This is a genomic window from Billgrantia zhangzhouensis, assembly GCF_021404465.1.
Classification (GTDB): Bacteria; Pseudomonadota; Gammaproteobacteria; order Pseudomonadales; family Halomonadaceae; genus Halomonas; species Halomonas zhangzhouensis.
Window position 1 is genome coordinate 249,824 of sequence record NZ_JABFTT010000003.1, and the last position, 15,889, is coordinate 265,712.

Sequence of the window (15,889 nt, forward strand, 5' to 3'; positions counted from 1 at the left end):
GAGAGACACGATGAGCCAACGAACCATCGGCGTGGTCGGTGCCGGCACCATGGGGCAGGGCATCGCCCAGGTCCTGATCACCAACGGTTTCCCCGTGCAGCTCTACGACGTGGCCGACGAGCAGCTCGGCCGGGCGCAGGCCGCCATCGACAAGGGGCTGGGCAAGCTCGTCGCCAAGGAGAAGCTCGGCGACGCGGAGAAGGGCGAGGCCATGGCGCGTCTCGAGCTGACCACCTCGCTCGAGGCCCTGCGCGGCTGTGAAGTGATCGTCGAGGCCGCTCCCGAGCAGCCGGCGCTGAAGGAGAAACTGTTCCGCGATCTGAGCCGCCTGACCCATGATGCGATCCTCGCCTCCAATACCTCTTCGCTGTCGCTGACCCGGCTCGCCGCGGTGTGCGAACGCCCGGAGCGCGTCGTGGGCATGCACTTCTTCAACCCGGTGCCGGTGCTCAAGCTGGTCGAGGTGATCCGCGCCGAGCAGACCTCTGATGCCACCGTGGCCCGCATCGAGGAACTGACCCGGCAGCTCGGCAAGACGCCGGTGGCCATTGCCGACTCGCCCGGATTCGCCGTCAACCGCCTGCTGATCCCGATGATCAACGAGGCAGCCTTCTTGCTGCAGGAGGGCGCCGCCAGTGCCGAGGACATCGACCAATCGATGAAACTCGGTGCCGCCCACCCCATGGGCCCGCTACAGCTTGCCGACCTGATCGGCCTGGACGTCTGTCTGGCGATCATGGAAGTGCTGCAGGAGGGCTTCGGCGATCCCAAGTATCGCCCCTGCCCGCTGCTCAGGCGCATGGTCGCGGCCGGTTATCTGGGGCGGAAAACGGGTCGCGGCTTTCACGTCTACCAGTAAGCGACGATTCACTACTGCGCTCGACCAAGAAAGGATTGCCGACCAACCAAGCGTTCGCTAGGGTTGGTCGGTATCGTTCTGACAACAAGCAAGGAGCCCCACATGAGCGAGAAGCTGATCGAGGTGGTCGACAACGCTGGCGTCGTGCGCCTGACCATCAACCGCCCCAAGGCATTGAATGCCCTCAACAGTGCCGTACTCACCGAGCTGGAAGCGGTACTCACCGAACTCGAACAGCGCAATGACCTGCGCGCGGTGCTGATCACCGGGGCGGGCGAAAAATCCTTCGTGGCCGGCGCCGACATCACCGAGATGCGTGAGAAGACCCCGGAAGAAGCGCGTACCTTCGCCAGCCAGGCCCTGCGTGCCATCAAGCGACTGGAAGCCCTTCCGGTGCCGGTGGTCGCCCTGGTGAACGGGTTTTGTCTTGGCGGCGGCTGCGAACTGGCGCTGGCCTGCGACTGGGCCGTAGCCAGTGACAACGCCATCTTTGGCCAGCCCGAGGTGCTGCTTGGGGTGATCCCCGGCTTCGGCGGCACCCAGCGCCTGCCTCGTCGAGTAGGACCGGCCATGGCGATCGACCTGGTCACCACCGGGCGCAAGATCGATGCTCAGGAAGCCCTGCGCATCGGCCTGGTCAACCGTGTGATGCCTCAGGCCGAACTCGAGGCCTACGCCGAAGAACTGACCCAGCAACTGGCCGGCAACGGCCCCCTGGCGGTGCGTGCCGCCAAGCAGGCCGTGCATGACGGCATGGACCAGGACCTCGACAGCGCCCTGGCGCTGGAGACCGCGTTGTTCGCCTTCTGCTTCGCCGGCGAGGAGCAGAAGGAGGGCATGAGCGCCTTCGTCGAGAAGCGCAAGCCGAACTTCTGATTCGTTAGCGGTGCGGTATAAGGCAGGGCGGCAGCGTGAATACGCTGCCGCCCTTGTGTGCCGACACTCTTGCCTGGCTCAGGCGATCTCACGCCGCCGCCAGCGAATCATCCCGGTGGCGATGGCGGTGCCCGCCAGGGTGATGGCCATGCCGACCAGCACCTGCAGGCTGAGCCGTTCGCCCAGCAACAGATAACCCCACAGTAGGGCGCTGACCGGCACCAGGAAGGTGACCGTCGAGGTAGCAGTGGCGCCGGCACTCGAGATCAGGCCGAAGTAGAGCAGGAAGGCCAGCGCGGTGCTGAAGATGGCCAACCCCAGGCCGTTGGCCCAGGCCAGGCCGCTGATCGGCTCGCTGGGCCACAGCCATAGGCCGGGGATCAGCAGGATCAGTGCCGACATGGCGGTGCTGCCTGCCGCTAGCACCCGCACCGGCAGGTGCGACAGGTAGGTCTTGGAGTAGTTGGTCGCCACGCCGTAGCAGAAGGTGGCGCCAACGGCGGCCAGAATGAACCAGCCGTCGCCGCCCAGGGCGAAGTCCAGTCGGTTTGCCGAGAGCACGTAGACTCCGAAGAAAGCCAGCGCCAGCCCCAGATACTGTTGGCGCTGAACCGGGGTGGTGAAGAATAGTGCCCCGAGCAGGGCGGTGAAGATTGGCGTGGTGGCGTTGATCAGCGAGGTGAAGCCCGCCTCGAGCCGCACCGTGGCCAGCGCCAGGAGGCTGAAGGGCAGCACGTGGTTGACCAGCCCCAGCAGCAGCAGGCCACCCTTGTTCTCCCATACCAGCGTGAGATAGCGCAGGCTGAACAGCAGCGGCAACAACAGCAATGAGCCGATACCCATGCGCACCAGAATCAGCGGTACCGGGCCGAACTCGGGAACCGCCACGCGCATGAAGATGAACGACATGCCCCATAGGGTCGAAAGCAGGATCAGGCGTAGGGAATCGGCCGGCGACATGCGACGTCCTTGGCAGGCAGGTGGAGAAAAAAGCCTAAACCATGCCGCCGGGCCATGGATAGCCTGTTGTTTATCAATATTGCTGATGTGAAATATCAGTGATCGTGCTGGTCAGGAAGACATGCCAACGACGATCCAGCCTTCGTGATCGATGCTTACCGGCACCGGATCGAGCGTGCAGCCGAGGCCCAGGCCGCCGGTACCCTCACCGCTGCGGGCCGAGAAAGTGGCGTCGTGGTTGGTACAACGGAGTTGTTCGCCATCCTGGCTGAGTACTCGCTTGCCGCGTTGGTCGAGAGGCAGGTACTGATGGGGGCAGGCGTTGACATAACCGTGCAGGGCATCGTCCAGACGCACCAGCAGCAGGGGAAAACTGCCTTGCTCTTTCTGCAGTGTCAGGCTGAGGGTTGCGCCGGGAGCAATGTCATCGAAACGGACAAGGCGCGTGCCAAGCGCCGGTGCGCTACGATATTGCTGCCATGCCTGGGTCATGCCGTCTGTCCTGTCACCGATTGCGGGCCGCCATTGTCGCTAATGTCGGCCCGCTTGTCAGCGCTGGTAAACCAAGGTACGAGCTGGTCAGTCGTCCAGCTCGATCTCGGTGGCCAGGTGGCGTTCGCCGTCGTAGTCGAAGTCGATCTCGACTCGCTGACCGACCTCCAGGTCGGCGAAGCTTCTCAGACCGTCGTCGTAATCTGTATTGTTATCGGTATGAAAGGTGATGCCCTGTACGGTCAGAGTCTGGTTGTCTCCATCAACCGCTTCGATCTCACCTTCGATGTCGTCGGCATGGGCAGCCGCGGCAAAGGTCAGCGTGAGAGCGGAAGCGACGCAGGCGATACGTTTCAGCATGGTGCCATCTCCTTGGTGAGCTGAATGAGCAAGATTCATCTTAGGAAGCCTGGCTCGCAAAAGCGAGTCCGAAACTGTGACGAAATGCAGAGGAAGCATTGGTGAGAATAGCCGAACTCAATATCTACCCGGTCAAGTCGCTGAGTGGAATTACGCTAGAGCGCGCGACCCTGGGGGTACGTGGCCTGGCGTATGACCGCCACTGGATGGTGGTCGATCAGGTCGGACGCTTCATCACCCAGCGGCAGATGCCGGGCATGGCCAGGGTCACGGTTCGGCTCGAGCGTGACGCCCTGATACTCGAGCACCCCGAGGCGCAGCCTCTCGTCATCGCGCTGGAACGTCGCGACCAACCCCGGCTGACCGCCTATGTGTGGGACGATACCTGCCAGGCGCTGGATGAAGGGGAGGAGGCGAGCCGTTGGCTGACCACCGTGCTCGGCGACCTGCGCGGCAGCACGCTACGCCTGGTGCGCTTCGATGACGAACATCGGCGTCTCGTGGATTCGCGTTATCTCAAGGGAGAAAAGGCGCATACCGCCTTTGCCGACGGCTTTCCCTTCCTGGTTGCGTCCATCGCCTCGCTGGAAGCCCTCAACCGTGAACTGCAGCAGAAGGGGCTCGTACCGCTGCCCATGAACCGCTTTCGGCCCAATATCGTCATCGAGGGAAGCTCGGCCTTCGCCGAGGATGGCTGGAGCGAGGTAGGGGCGCGGGAGGGGCACTACCGCTTCGGTCTGCGCAAACCGTGCCAGCGTTGCAAGATCACCACTATCGATCAGTCCAGCGGTGCCATTGACGTGCCCGGCGAACCGCTACAGACACTGATCCAGATGAAGACACAGCCGCTGCGTCCAGGCGCCTATTTTGGGCAGAACGCCACGCTGCTGGAGGGGGCGGCTCAGACCATTGGAGTGGGGGATGAACTCCTGGTGGGTTGACGGGCTGGCGAAAAAAGAAGCCCGCCTGGCGACGGGCATAAGCAAGGGACTCACGACTGCTGTGCAAGAACCGGCGTGAGTAAGTTCAAGGTAGTCCCTTTCCTGCATGAAGATTGTCATCATTTTCCCTTCTTTCTTGTAGGAAATTGACCATAGCGTATGTAAGCCAGTGCGTGGAGCTGCCGTGGCAGACCGGGATGCACTAGATGTACGTGCTTGATGATGAACGATACGGCCGGAGGTAGCCTCAAGGGGGCTGGGATGTTGGGGGGAGCAGTGCTTGCGGCTTCTCGATGGGCATGGAAGACTAGTCACGACCCTGACATGGATTCGGTTGATTCATTTCGATGCGTTCTCGCCCTTTCGCCTGGTGGCTCTGTCTACTCTTCGGCATCGTGCTTACGCTGCCGCAGATGGCCATGGGCGCCTGGCACTATGCTGACGTTGATTGCCAGGCGAACACCTCTTCGGTTTTAGCTGCTTCTGGGGGACCCGAGGCCGACAACGGCCAAACGCAAGGGGGCGAACAACCTGCCTGTACGAGTGCGATGCCTGTCTGCTCCAGTGCCGGCCTCGCGCTTACCTCAGTGGCCCCTCGCTCGATCGAGCCTCGTCAGCCTGTCGACATGGCACTTCTCCACGCCCCTCGTGACCGGCCGGAGCGCCCGCCGCGGGTATAGCGCCTACACCTTTCTGAATGATGCTTGCCAGCACAGTAGTGTCGCTGCGCAAGGCATTGGATTCAAAATGTCGATATTCAGCGGCATTGTGATTTGCCGCAGGTGAGGTGGCTCCAGCCATGCACCTGCAAGGAGCCAAATTCGAGATGAACTACCCCGACATTGACCCGGTGGCCATCGCCATCGGACCTCTGCAAGTCCACTGGTATGGCCTGATGCACGTGGTGGGTTTCGCCGCCGCCTGGTGGCTGGGGCGCCTGGGCTATGTGATGATCGCCGCCGGGGCTGCTCTGATTCTGTGGTCGCGCCGCCAGGCCCGGGATGTGCCTGCCGCAGCGGCTCCTGCACAGGGAGTCGGCTAATGTTAGCGTGGTTTGCGCGCAAACCCGCCAAGGGCCGTCGGCGTGCTTGGGGCAAGCTGGCTATCTTCGTGACCCTGGCACATGTCGTGGGGCTGGTGTCATCGGTAGAGGCATTGATGTCGAGTCGGACGTCTCAGGCGGCGGTTGCCTGGATCGTCTCGCTCAACACGATTCCCTACGTAGCGGTCCCGGCTTACTGGGTCTTCGGACGCAACAAGTTCGAAGGCTATGTACTCTCGCGGCGCGATGAAGATACCGAGCTGACCCGAGCCTTGTCGTCGAAGCTCGACGAGTTGCGTGCCCATCGGGTGGAATGGACCAACGACGATCGCCAACTGGCAGGTGTGGAGCAGCTTGCCAAGCTGCCCTATCTGGGTGGGAACGCGGCCACACTGCTGGTGGATGGCGAGGAGACCTTCGCCAGCCTGTTCGCAGGAATCGATGCCGCCGAGCGCTACCTGCTCGTGCAGTTCTATATCGTGCGCGACGACGATCTCGGCCAAGCGTTCCAGCAACGGCTCATCGCGAAGGCCAACGAGGGCGTCGACGTCTACTTCCTGTATGACGAGATTGGCAGCTACAAGCTGCCGAGTGCCTACCTGCAGGAACTGCGTGACGCCGGGGTGAACGTTCACCGGTTCCACTCCACGCGCGGGCCGGGCAACCGCTTCCAGCTCAACTTCCGCAATCACCGCAAAATCATGGTGGTCGATGGCGCGCAGGCGTGGATCGGGGGCTTCAACATTGGCGACGAATACCTGGAGGGCCACGAGAGCCTCGGCCCCTGGCGGGATACGCATCTCAAGCTCGAAGGGCCTGCCGCGCTGGCCCTGCAGCTGGTCTTCCTCGAGGATTGGCACTGGGCCACCGAGGAAGTTCCCGAACTCCCCTGGGAGCCGTCGGTGCCTTCCGCCAATGGCGTACCTGCGCTCATCCTGCCTTCGGGGCCTGCCGATCGTTTCGAAACGGCAAGCCTGATGGTCCAGCAGGCAATTCATGCGGCGCGCGAGCGTATCTGGATCTCGAGCCCCTACTTCGTTCCCGATGAGGGCGTGCAGTCGATGCTCAAGCTGGCGGCCTTGAATGGTGTGGATGTCAGGATTCTGATCCCCGAGCGACCGGACAATCTCCTGACCTTCTACGCCGCCTACGCGTTCCTCGGCCCGTTGCTCGATGCGGGCGTCGAGATTCACCGCTATCAGGAGGGTTTTCTGCATGGCAAGGCATTTCTGGTCGACGACGTGGGGGCCGCGGTGGGCACGGTGAACCTCGATAACCGCTCCTTCCGGCTCAACTTCGAGGTAACGGCGCTGGTGATGGATCCGGACTTCGCTGGCGATGTCGAAGTGATGTTCGAGCAGGACTTTGCCCGGTCGCGTCGGATGACACGAGAAGAGATTTACGATAACCCGCTGTGGCATCGGGTCGCTGCACGAGGCGCCTACCTGTTTGCCCCGGTGCTGTAATGTCGCCAAGGAGTGAAACCAGGGTTCTGCTGCTGTCGAATCTCTGGAGGATCGTTAGTATGGTGGCTTCGTTCATTAGCTCCCTAAAGATGGGAAGAGTAGAGGCAATCGCTATGAAGCATCACGGCACGGTACATGAATACTGTTGGCCGTTGCAGCGCCTGACATGGCTATCGCTGATCGTCGGCATGCTGGTCACCGTTCTGTCGGCTGGTACGGCCTGGGCCGAAGAAGAGACGCAAGCCGGGGAGAACGATGAGGCCGCCAGTGAGTGGCCCAAGGGGCACTATCCGCTACCCGAACATGGCGATGTCATTGGCGAGGACTATATCGTCAAGGCTCGCGACGAGGAGACCCTGCTCGACATTGCCCGCGAACACAACGTGGGCTACGAGGAGATCCGCCGGGCCAATCCCGATGTCAGCGTCTGGCTGCCGGGTGAGGGCACCGAGGTCGTCATTCCCGGGCGTTTCATCCTGCCGCCGGTGGAACGTGAGGGCATCGTCATCAATGTGGCCGAGCTAAGGCTCTATTACTACCCGCCTGCGGGAGAAGGTGAGACGCCACGCGTGGAGACCTATCCGATCGGCATTGGGCGGGAAGGCTTCGATACGCCGCTGGGCAAGACCAAGACCACCATGCGGCTCAAGGACCCGGCCTGGTATCCACCACGCTCGGTGCGCGAGGAGGCCGCCGCGCGTGGCGAGACGGCGCCAGCCGTAGTGCCGCCGGGGCCGGACAACCCGCTTGGGCGGCATGCCATCTTGCTCGACATACCCGGCTACCTCATCCATGGCACCAATCTACCCGACGGTATCGGCATGCGCGCCAGTCGGGGCTGCATTCGCATGTATCCGGAGGATATCGAGTCGATCTTCGATCGCGTAACGGTCGGCATGCAGGTTCACCTCATCAACCAGCCGATCAAGGCCGGCTGGGATGGCGATATGCCCTATGTGCAAGTCTACGAGGCGTTGGAGGAGCAGGAGGCCGGCATGGCCGCGCTGATGGAAACCTTGGCCATGCTCGAACGCAGTGGGGACGAGTCCGCCACGCCGCTCAACTACGAGCTGCTGCGTGAACTGCTCGAAAACCCCAACGGGGAGGTCATTGCGCTGACACCCGCTCCGGCGCCCGAGCCGGCACCCGAGGAGGACGCTGGCGAAGAGGAAAGTCTGCTCTGGGAGGAGCTGGCGGTCTAGTTCCTGCAGCCGAGCCAGAAGCGAGTCGGGCGTCCATCTGGGCGCCCGGTTGCGTTAATGGTCAGGCAGCGGTTCGACCAGGCCCAGTGCCACGCAAATGCGTACCAGCGCGGCCAGGTTACCGGCGCCCAGCGCCTTCATGCCTCTCAAGCGGTAGACCTCCACCGTCTTGGCGCTGACATTGAGATGCTCGGCGATCTCGCGGCTGGTCATGCCCTCGGCCACATGCACGAGAATCTGTCGCTCCTTGGGGCGCAGGGCGTCGAAGCGTTGCTGCAGGGCGTCGAGACGCTGGCGCAGCGAGTGCAGCCGCTGGTACTCGGCAAGAGCCTGCTGTACGGCATCGATCAGTTGCTGGTGGTTGAACGGCTTCTCGATGAAGTCGAAAGCACCAGACTTGAGCGCGGCGACGGCCATGGGCACGTCGCCGTGACCGGTCATGAAGATCACCGGTACGGTATCGCCGCGCTCGTTGAGCCGCTGCTGTACCTGCAGGCCGGAGAGCCCCGGCATGCGTACGTCCAGCAGTACGGCATCGAAACTCTCGGGCGCAGCGGCAAGAAATGCCTCGCCGTCGGCGAAGGCGAGGGTAGCCAGCCCCACGGAGTCGAGCAGCCAGGCCAGCGAATCGCGCAGCGCTTCGTCGTCGTCGACCACGGCGATACGGGGGGCGCGGGTAGGCTCGGTCACGGCTGGCTCCGGGGTGATACGCTGCGATGGATGGTGTTCGCTTCGCTCAGCAGTGTACCGGTAAAGGTGGCGCCCTCGGAACTGTTGGCCAGTTCCAGGCTGCCGCCCATGGCCTCCATCAGCGAGCGACTGATGGCGAGCCCCATGCCGAGCCCCTCCGGGCGGCTGGAATGGAAAGGAGCGAAAATCACCTGTGCCTCGCCGTGCGTGATGCCGGGACCCTGGTCGCTGACGCTGAAGGTGACTTCGCGGGGGCCGCTCTGGTGTGCGTGGATCTCCACCCGTGTCGCTCCGGGTTGCTCGCGGCTCGCCTCCAGTGCGTTGAGCAGCAAATTGACCAGTACCTGCTCCAGGGCGATAGGGTCGGCCTGAACGCGCGGTAGCGCTTCCTCCAGCTCATGCTCGAGGACTACGCCGGCCTGCTGATACTGCCATTCGCACAGGCGACAGGCGGCGTCGACCACGTCGAGCAGCACGACCGGGCGTGGCCGGGTCTGGCCCTTGCGCACGAAAGCGCGAATATGGCGCAGGCGCCGCGCCAGACGTTGCACCTGTTCGTCGATGCGCGTGAGCGGCAGGGTTAGGTCGCTGGCCGGGCGTCCAGGGTCGGCACGCAGCTGGATCAATGCTCCGCTGGCATAGTTGGCGATGGCGCCCAGCGGCTGGTTGAGTTCATGGGCGATGTTGGAGGCCAGCTCGCCGGTGGTGGCCAGGCGGTTGGCGTGGGCGATCTGCTCCTGGTGACGCCGCGCCTGGGCCTCGGCGGCCTTGCGTAGGCCGATGTCGCGGTTGAGCAGGGAGAGGTGGTCGGGTTCGGCGCCCGGGCCGCGGTGGGCCAGCACCACGCTGAGTACCGGTACCGCTCCCTGGGGCCCAGGCATCTCCAGCTCGCCGCTCCAGGAGCCGTAGCGGGCCACGGCGGGCAACACGATCTCACGCAGAATGGAAAGCGAACTCGCCGTATAGGCCTGCTCGAGCCGGGCGTCGAGCCCTTCGCGCGGCAGGCCCAGCAGCCTCCTGGCCGCCTCGTTGGAATAGAACAGCCGCTCGTCGCCGTCGCAGAACAGCACGTAGTCGGTGGTCGATTCCACCACTCGTGCCAGGCGCTCGCGGTTGGCCTCGGCGTGAATGCGCCGCCCCACGTCGCGGGAAACGCAGAGCACGTCGATCAGCTCGCCGGTGACCGGATCGCGACGGGTGCGGCTGGTGGTCTCGAACCACACGTAGTGCCCGTCCTTGGCGCGAAAACGATAGGTCTGCTGATAGAAGCCGTCGTGGTAGTAAACCCGCGGCGACTTGTTGAGCAGGTCGGCCAGGTCCGACGGGTGGAACAGATCGTAGGCCGACACGCCGATCAACGCTTCGGGCTCGTAGCCGAGCAGGTCGCGGGCGGCCTGAGAGGCGTAGAGAAAGGTGCCGTCGCGGGCGTGGCGCGAGATCAGGTCGGTGGTGCTCTCCGCCAGCCATTGGTAGTGGCGTTTCTCCTCGTCGAGTTCGAGGACCTTGGCTTCGAGCTCGGCCTTGCGGGCTTCGAGTTCGGCCAGCCGTGCGCGCAGCGTCTCGCTATCGCTTGCCATCAGCGTGCCGGGTCCACCAGGCCACCCAGCGAGGCATTGCGCCGGAACCAACCGGCGATGCTGGCCCGCGGCAGGCGGGTCGGCAGCACCTCATGGGGCACGTTTTCGGAGAGAAAGCAGGCGAAGTTGCCGGCCTCGGGACGTACCCGGGCCACTTCCCGCTCGGGGTCGTCGGCGGCGAAGATCGCCATCTCGCCGCCGCCGTCCGCCGGCCAGTCGGGGTTGAGGTAGCCCACCGTGGAAATCACCCGGTTGGCGCGACCGCGGAAGCTGTCCAGGTGTTTCTTGTAGAAAGCGCCGGTCGGGTAGTGGGCGAAGTGGGCCTCGTATTCGAACAGCCCCAGGTATAGCGCCTGGTTCAGTTCGCGCTGCAGCTCGCTCATGGCCTCGAGATAGCGGCGCTGGGCCAGGCTCTCGCGGTCGAGCCAGCGGATGGCGTCGCCGCGAATGTCGCGGCGCAGCTGATGTTCGTCGCCGCGGCCGATGCCGGCTGCGGCCAGTGCCTCGCGCTCGGCCATCTCCATCAGCTCCCGGTGCAGGTCATGGCACAGCTCCGCATCGAGAAAGCCTTCGCCGATGAACCAGCCCTGCTCCACCAGGGCGTCGACCAACTGAGGCAGGGCACTGGCCGCGAAGGCCGGTCGGGTGAGCAGCGACATGGACGAGGCAGGAGCTCCGGAGCAGGCATTCAGGAAAGGCGCGTCTCGGTTTTCGAGCTGCGCAGCAGGCGTTCGGGAAAATAGCATAGCCGACCGCTGGGTGGCTCATCGAACAGACTGATGGGGCGCTCGAACCCTTCCGCCAGCAGTTCCACCAGCATCATCGCCGAGAGGCCCCAGATCACCTGGCCCTGGGTATGGTAGCTGGGCACGTAATGAGGGCGGCCGTTCACCGGAATCACGTCGGTGTGGTGACGCTGGTCCTCGAGGAACAGCTCGAGCGGCACCTCGAAGATGGCGTCGAGTTCACCGGGGTCGGGCACGAGCGGCAGGTCGGGAGGGATCAGGCCCACGTAGGGCGTGACCAGAATGCCGTGCAGCGAGATCACGTCCGACAGTTGGCCGAGCAGCTCGACCTGATCCGGCGGCAGGGCGATCTCCTCGTGGGATTCGCGCAGGGCGGTGAACAGCAGGTCGTGGTCGGTCTCTTCGCGCTTGCCGCCGGGGAACGCCACTTGTCCGCTGTGGGTATTGAGGTGGCCCGCCCGCCGGGTGAATAGCAGCGTCGGTGCGGGGCGGTCGACGATCGGCATCAAGACCGCGGCCTGGGGCATGTCGAGGCGCATGCGGCGCGGAGCGTGCGCTTGCAGGCGCTGGCGAAGTTTCTCTAACATGGAGTTTCCATCGGCTTTGGTTCCTTCTACCCGGGGGGCTTCGCCGACGTCAAGCCTGCCAGGGAGACCCATGAACTTCTGCAGCCACTGTGGCCAACTCGTGCGCTTCGCGATCCCGGCAGGGGACGACCGGCCCAGGTACCTATGCGATGCCTGCGGCTCGATCCATTACCAGAACCCACGCATCGTGGCAGGTACGCTGCCGGCGAGCGGGTCGCGTATCCTGCTGTGCCGCCGGGCGATCTCCCCGCGCAAGGGGTTTTGGACCCTGCCGGCGGGATTCATGGAGAACGCCGAGACCACCGTCGAGGCCGCCGCCCGCGAAACCCGCGAGGAAGCCTGTGCCGAGGTAGACATTCACGGACTCTATACCCTGATCAACCTACCGCACATCAACCAGGTCTACATGATCTTCCGGGCCGAACTCATGAGCAGTTTCTCGGCCGGACCGGAAAGCCTGGAGGTAGCGCTGTTCGAGGAGCACGAGATCCCCTGGGACGAGCTGGCCTTTCCCACCATCGAGCGCACCCTGCGCCATTTTTACGCCGATCGTGACAACGATCACTACCCGCTGCACATCAGCGACATCACCGCCGAGGATCGCGAGCGTTACTTCGGTTCTGCGTGATGGAAGGGTTCGGCCTGATGAGCAAGCGAGAAGGAGCGGGTAACGTGGACAAGTTCGAGCTGAAGCTGGACCAGGCGGCGCGCGCGGCCTGGCTCTCCTACGTAGGAGGGCGGACCCAGGACGAGATTGCCAGTCAGCTCGGGGTGTCTCGCCCCGGCGTGCAGCGGCTGCTGGCCCTGGCGCGCCAGGAGGGGCTGGTCAAGGTTCATATCGACCATCCGCTGACCAACTGCATGGTGATGTCGGATGCCATTCTCAAGCGCTTCGGACTTGAATTCTGCGATGTGGTACCGGCCGACCCGGAAGCCGCCGAGAGCAGCGCCCACTACCTGGCCGTGGCGGGAGCGGAGCGCCTGGCCCGGCTGATCGAACGCTCCGAACCCTTGACCCTATCATTGGGCACCGGGCGCTCGATACGCGCTACGGTGGAGGCGCTCAGCCGTATCGAGCGTCCCCAGCACCGCTTCGTCTCGCTGGTGGGCAACGTCGCCCGCGACGGTTCCGCCAACCGCTACGATGGGGTGATGGTGCTGGCCGACAAGACCGGCGGCGAGCGCTTCCTGCTGCCGGCGCCAGTGGTGGCCGGCTCGGTGGAGGAGAAGGAGGCGATGCTCGGCCAGCGCCTGTTCCAGGCCATCGTCGAGGTTGCCAAGGACGCCGAGGCGGCTTATATCGGCGTGGGGCGCATCGACCGTCAGGCGACCCTGTTCCAGGACCACTTCATCAGTGAGGCCGAACTCGATGAGTTACTCTGGCGTCAGGCCGTAGGTGAGCTGCTCGGTTGGCCGCTCGACCGCAACGGCACTGTCATCGAGTGCTCTATCACCCGGCGTGTGACCAGCCTGCCGCTGACGATGTTCCGCGATCAAACCCTGGTGGCATTGGCGGGCGGACGCGACAAAGGCCCGGCCATTCTTGCCGCGCTGCGTGGCGGCTGGCTCAAGGGGCTCATCACCGACGAGAGTGCTGCCGGCTATATCCTCGAGAACGAAATCTAGATCAAAGCTTGATCCTCGAGAGCGAAAGCTGGCCAGGCATTTACCCTATGTAGCCTAAAGTCTAAGAGCATCATCTTTGCCTTTTCGCGCCTCGTGTTCGATCATTTGATCGATGAATGATTAATTGTTCAAAACAATAACCCAGCTTCCAACAACAACGCCCCCAGCGGGCAAGCCCAAGCACACAGGAGCACGACATGAAGCTCGCTCACGCCTTTCCCCTAGCCGGCCTGGCCGTTGCCAGCGCGGCCCAGGCCGAGACCATTACCGTGGCCACGGTCAACAATAACGACATGGTCATCATGCAGAGCCTGAGCGGAGCCTTCGAGGAGGCCCACCCGGGTATCGAGGTCAACTGGGTGGTGCTCGAGGAGAACGTGCTGCGCCAACGCCTGACCACCGACATCGCCACTGGTGGCGGTCAGTTCGACGTCCTGACCATCGGTACCTATGAGGCGCCGATCTGGGCCGAACGTGGCTGGCTGGTCGCTCTCGACGATTTGCCCGAGGCCTATCGGGAGGATGACTTGCTCAGGCCGGTACGCGACGGCCTGAGTCACGATGGCTCGCTCTACGCGCTGCCGTTCTACGCCGAGAGTTCAATGCTCTACTACCGCACCGATCTGTTCGAGGAGGCCGGCATCGAGGTGCCCGAGCAGCCGAGCTGGGAGCAGGTGCGCGAATGGGCCGCTGAGCTGCACGATCCCAGCAACCAGCTGGCCGGTATCTGCCTGCGCGGCAAGCCGGGGTGGGGCGAGAACATGGCCTTCGTTTCCACCTTGGTGAATACCTTCGGCGGGCGCTGGTTCGACGAGGAGTGGAACCCCGAGCTCGATTCGCCGGCCTGGCAGGAGGCGATCGGTTTCTACGTCGACCTGCTCGGCAACTACGGTCCGCCGGGCGCCAGCTCCAACGGCTTCAACGAGAACCTGGCGCTGTTCTCGCGCGGCAACTGTGCCATGTGGGTCGATGCCACCTCGGCGGCGGGCAAGCTCTACAACCCGGACGAGTCGCAGGTAGCCGATCGACTCGGCTTCGCTCAGGCGCCGGTAGCCGAGACACCCAAGGGGGCGCACTGGCTGTGGTCGTGGGCACTGGCCATCCCCGCCTCCTCGGAGAAGCAGGAAGCCGCCCAGACCTTCCTGACCTGGGCCACCTCGCAGGAGTACATCGAGCTGGTCGGCGAGACCCAGGGCTGGACCAGCGTGCCGCCCGGCACCCGTGAGTCCACCTACGAGAACGAGAACTACCAGCAGGAGGCGCCCTTCGCCGGCTTCGTGCTCGACGCCATCAACAGCGCCGATCCCACCGACTCGACGCTGGAACCGAGCCCCTATGTCGGCGTGCAGTTCGTCGGTATTCCTGAGTTCCAGTCCATCGGTACCCAGGTGGGCCAGACCATCGCCTCGGCGCTGACCGGCGATACCAGCGTCGAGCAGGCGCTGCAGAATGCCCAACGCGCCACCGCGCGTACCATGCAGCGCGCCGGCTACTGAGCCGACGTCCGACTCGCCGCCGGGGAGGACCCCGGCGGTCAATCCAACGTACGTGGTGATGCTATGAGCAAGACACGCGCCTCCGGGCGTACCGTCGGTGGCCTGCGTTCGCTGTCGCTGCAGGCCCCTGCGGTCACGCTGCTGCTGCTGTGGATGCTGATTCCGCTGGGCATGACCGTATGGTTCTCGCTGCAGCGCTACAACCTGCTGATGCCCGGCATGGAAGGTTTCGCCGGCCTGGAAAACTATGAGTTCCTGTTCACCGACCCGGCGCTGTGGCGGGCGATGGGCAATACCCTGCTGCTGGTGGGCTCGGTGTTGGCGATCACCGTGGTCGGCGGCGTGCTGCTCGCGGTGCTGTTCCAGCAGGAATTTCCCGGCCGCGGTATCGCCCGGGTGCTGGCCATCTCGCCGTTCTTCGTCATGCCGACGGTCAGCGCGCTGGTGTGGAAGAATATGATGATGCACCCCTCCAATGGAGTGCTGGCGTGGCTTGCCGGAGTGTTCGGCCTGCCGGCGGTGGACTGGTTCTCGTCGCTGCCGCTGACCTCGATCATCATCATCGTGGCCTGGCAGTGGCTGCCGTTCGCACTGCTGATCCTGCTCACGGCCATGCAGTCGCTCGACGAGGACCAGGTCGAGGCGGCGCGCATGGATGGGGCGGGGCCGCTGGCCATCTTCTTCTACATCACGCTGCCGCACCTCAAGCGGGCCATCAGCGTGGTGATCATGATCGAGATGATCTTCTTGCTGACGATCTTCGCCGAAATCTATGTCACCACCTCCGGTGGGCCGGGGCTCGCCACCACCAACCTGGCCTTCCTGATCTACATCCAGGCACTGCTCGACTTCGACGTCGGCCTGGCCTCCGCCGGTGGGGTGGTCGCCATCATCCTGGCCAACATCGTCGCCATCTTCCTGGTCCGGCTGGTGGCCAGGAACCTGGAAAGCTGAGGCGAGGAGCCGCTC

16 protein-coding genes and 1 pseudogene are annotated in these 15,889 nt (G+C 64.1%); 10 read left to right on the forward strand and 7 right to left on the reverse strand.

The window, feature by feature from the left end; translation table 11 throughout:
* Window positions 1-10: 10 nt before the first annotated feature.
* Both HOP51_RS04860 and HOP51_RS04865 read left to right on the forward strand, forming a co-directional pair.
* Window positions 11-859, forward strand: a complete 849-nt coding sequence (locus HOP51_RS04860; protein WP_234272837.1) for a 3-hydroxybutyryl-CoA dehydrogenase — start codon at window positions 11-13, stop codon at window positions 857-859.
* A gap of 102 nt (window positions 860-961) precedes the next feature.
* A complete protein-coding gene (locus tag HOP51_RS04865) occupies window positions 962-1,735 on the forward strand; it encodes an enoyl-CoA hydratase-related protein (protein WP_234272838.1) in 774 nt (257 codons plus the stop codon).
* A gap of 78 nt (window positions 1,736-1,813) precedes the next feature.
* Here the strand turns inward: HOP51_RS04865 and HOP51_RS04870 are convergent, their stop codons facing one another.
* The 3 genes from HOP51_RS04870 to HOP51_RS04880 form a co-directional block, all read right to left on the reverse strand.
* Complete coding sequence (locus tag HOP51_RS04870; protein ID WP_234272839.1) at window positions 1,814-2,695, reverse strand: DMT family transporter; 882 nt, start codon at window positions 2,693-2,695, stop codon at window positions 1,814-1,816.
* Window positions 2,696-2,806: 111 nt separating this feature from the next.
* Window positions 2,807-3,187 carry a Rieske (2Fe-2S) protein gene (locus HOP51_RS04875; RefSeq protein WP_234272840.1) on the reverse strand — a complete coding sequence of 127 codons (381 nt, stop codon included), beginning with the start codon at window positions 3,185-3,187 and terminating at the stop codon, window positions 2,807-2,809.
* Window positions 3,188-3,274: 87 nt separating this feature from the next.
* Complete coding sequence (locus tag HOP51_RS04880) at window positions 3,275-3,547, reverse strand: DUF5666 domain-containing protein (protein WP_234272841.1); 273 nt, start codon at window positions 3,545-3,547, stop codon at window positions 3,275-3,277.
* Between the two features lie 101 nt (window positions 3,548-3,648).
* Here HOP51_RS04880 and HOP51_RS04885 point away from each other — a divergent pair, with 101 nt between their 5' ends.
* From HOP51_RS04885 to HOP51_RS04900, 4 genes and pseudogenes are all read left to right on the forward strand, one after another.
* Window positions 3,649-4,488 (forward strand): MOSC domain-containing protein, encoded by an 840-nt coding sequence (locus HOP51_RS04885; protein ID WP_234272842.1) that lies wholly within the window; start codon window positions 3,649-3,651, stop codon window positions 4,486-4,488.
* 826 nt (window positions 4,489-5,314) lie between these two features.
* Window positions 5,315-5,422, forward strand: a pseudogene (locus tag HOP51_RS04890) (prolipoprotein diacylglyceryl transferase family protein); the annotation flags it as partial.
* Window positions 5,423-5,529: 107 nt separating this feature from the next.
* Window positions 5,530-6,996 (forward strand): cardiolipin synthase, encoded by a 1,467-nt coding sequence (gene cls, locus HOP51_RS04895; RefSeq protein ID WP_234272843.1) that lies wholly within the window; start codon window positions 5,530-5,532, stop codon window positions 6,994-6,996.
* A 113-nt stretch (window positions 6,997-7,109) separates the two neighbouring features.
* Window positions 7,110-8,198 carry a L,D-transpeptidase family protein gene (locus tag HOP51_RS04900; protein ID WP_234272844.1) on the forward strand — a complete coding sequence of 363 codons (1,089 nt, stop codon included), beginning with the start codon at window positions 7,110-7,112 and terminating at the stop codon, window positions 8,196-8,198.
* Between the two features lie 54 nt (window positions 8,199-8,252).
* Here HOP51_RS04900 and HOP51_RS20980 read toward each other — a convergent pair whose 3' ends face one another.
* Genes HOP51_RS20980 through HOP51_RS04920 form a run of 4 tightly spaced genes read right to left on the reverse strand, consistent with a single transcriptional unit; the run spans window position 8,253 to window position 11,798 of the window.
* Window positions 8,253-8,888 carry a response regulator transcription factor gene (locus HOP51_RS20980; RefSeq protein WP_234272845.1) on the reverse strand — a complete coding sequence of 212 codons (636 nt, stop codon included), beginning with the start codon at window positions 8,886-8,888 and terminating at the stop codon, window positions 8,253-8,255.
* Window positions 8,885-10,465, reverse strand: a complete 1,581-nt coding sequence (locus tag HOP51_RS04910; RefSeq protein WP_234272846.1) for a PAS domain-containing sensor histidine kinase — start codon at window positions 10,463-10,465, stop codon at window positions 8,885-8,887. The genes HOP51_RS20980 and HOP51_RS04910 overlap by 4 nt, the downstream gene beginning before the upstream one ends.
* Window positions 10,465-11,124, reverse strand: a complete 660-nt coding sequence (locus HOP51_RS04915) for a 2OG-Fe(II) oxygenase (RefSeq protein WP_234272847.1) — start codon at window positions 11,122-11,124, stop codon at window positions 10,465-10,467. Before HOP51_RS04915 ends, HOP51_RS04910 begins: the two co-directional genes overlap by 1 nt.
* 29 nt (window positions 11,125-11,153) lie before the next feature.
* Window positions 11,154-11,798: a CoA pyrophosphatase gene (locus tag HOP51_RS04920; RefSeq protein WP_234272848.1), complete on the reverse strand. Its 645-nt coding sequence runs from the start codon at window positions 11,796-11,798 to the stop codon at window positions 11,154-11,156.
* 70 nt (window positions 11,799-11,868) lie between these two features.
* Here HOP51_RS04920 and HOP51_RS04925 point away from each other — a divergent pair, with 70 nt between their 5' ends.
* From HOP51_RS04925 to HOP51_RS04940, 4 genes are all read left to right on the forward strand, one after another.
* On the forward strand, window positions 11,869-12,426 hold the full coding sequence (locus tag HOP51_RS04925) for an NUDIX hydrolase (RefSeq protein ID WP_234272849.1): 558 nt from the start codon (window positions 11,869-11,871) through the stop codon (window positions 12,424-12,426).
* 44 nt (window positions 12,427-12,470) lie between these two features.
* Window positions 12,471-13,424 (forward strand): sugar-binding transcriptional regulator, encoded by a 954-nt coding sequence (locus tag HOP51_RS04930; RefSeq protein ID WP_234272941.1) that lies wholly within the window; start codon window positions 12,471-12,473, stop codon window positions 13,422-13,424.
* A 197-nt stretch (window positions 13,425-13,621) separates the two neighbouring features.
* On the forward strand, window positions 13,622-14,920 hold the full coding sequence (locus HOP51_RS04935; RefSeq protein ID WP_234272850.1) for an ABC transporter substrate-binding protein: 1,299 nt from the start codon (window positions 13,622-13,624) through the stop codon (window positions 14,918-14,920).
* A 63-nt stretch (window positions 14,921-14,983) separates the two neighbouring features.
* Window positions 14,984-15,874: a carbohydrate ABC transporter permease gene (locus HOP51_RS04940; RefSeq protein WP_234272851.1), complete on the forward strand. Its 891-nt coding sequence runs from the start codon at window positions 14,984-14,986 to the stop codon at window positions 15,872-15,874.
* Window positions 15,875-15,889 lie beyond the last annotated feature (15 nt).

What these genes read in the sequence shown, in the direction of transcription:
- HOP51_RS04920 (WP_234272848.1), bottom strand. Translation starts at nt 11,798, where the DNA reads ATGTTAGAGAAACTTCGCCAGCGCCTGCAAGCGCACGCTCCGCGCCGC.
- HOP51_RS04900 (WP_234272844.1), top strand. Translation starts at nt 7,110, where the DNA reads ATGAAGCATCACGGCACGGTACATGAATACTGTTGGCCGTTGCAGCGC.
- HOP51_RS04925 (WP_234272849.1), top strand. Translation starts at nt 11,869, where the DNA reads ATGAACTTCTGCAGCCACTGTGGCCAACTCGTGCGCTTCGCGATCCCG.
- HOP51_RS04915 (WP_234272847.1), bottom strand. Translation starts at nt 11,124, where the DNA reads ATGTCGCTGCTCACCCGACCGGCCTTCGCGGCCAGTGCCCTGCCTCAG.
- HOP51_RS04880 (WP_234272841.1), bottom strand. Translation starts at nt 3,547, where the DNA reads ATGCTGAAACGTATCGCCTGCGTCGCTTCCGCTCTCACGCTGACCTTT.
- HOP51_RS04870 (WP_234272839.1), bottom strand. Translation starts at nt 2,695, where the DNA reads ATGTCGCCGGCCGATTCCCTACGCCTGATCCTGCTTTCGACCCTATGG.
- HOP51_RS04865 (WP_234272838.1), top strand. Translation starts at nt 962, where the DNA reads ATGAGCGAGAAGCTGATCGAGGTGGTCGACAACGCTGGCGTCGTGCGC.
- HOP51_RS04940 (WP_234272851.1), top strand. Translation starts at nt 14,984, where the DNA reads ATGAGCAAGACACGCGCCTCCGGGCGTACCGTCGGTGGCCTGCGTTCG.
- HOP51_RS04910 (WP_234272846.1), bottom strand. Translation starts at nt 10,465, where the DNA reads ATGGCAAGCGATAGCGAGACGCTGCGCGCACGGCTGGCCGAACTCGAA.
- HOP51_RS04875 (WP_234272840.1), bottom strand. Translation starts at nt 3,187, where the DNA reads ATGACCCAGGCATGGCAGCAATATCGTAGCGCACCGGCGCTTGGCACG.
- HOP51_RS04935 (WP_234272850.1), top strand. Translation starts at nt 13,622, where the DNA reads ATGAAGCTCGCTCACGCCTTTCCCCTAGCCGGCCTGGCCGTTGCCAGC.
- HOP51_RS04860 (WP_234272837.1), top strand. Translation starts at nt 11, where the DNA reads ATGAGCCAACGAACCATCGGCGTGGTCGGTGCCGGCACCATGGGGCAG.
- cls (WP_234272843.1), top strand. Translation starts at nt 5,530, where the DNA reads ATGTTAGCGTGGTTTGCGCGCAAACCCGCCAAGGGCCGTCGGCGTGCT.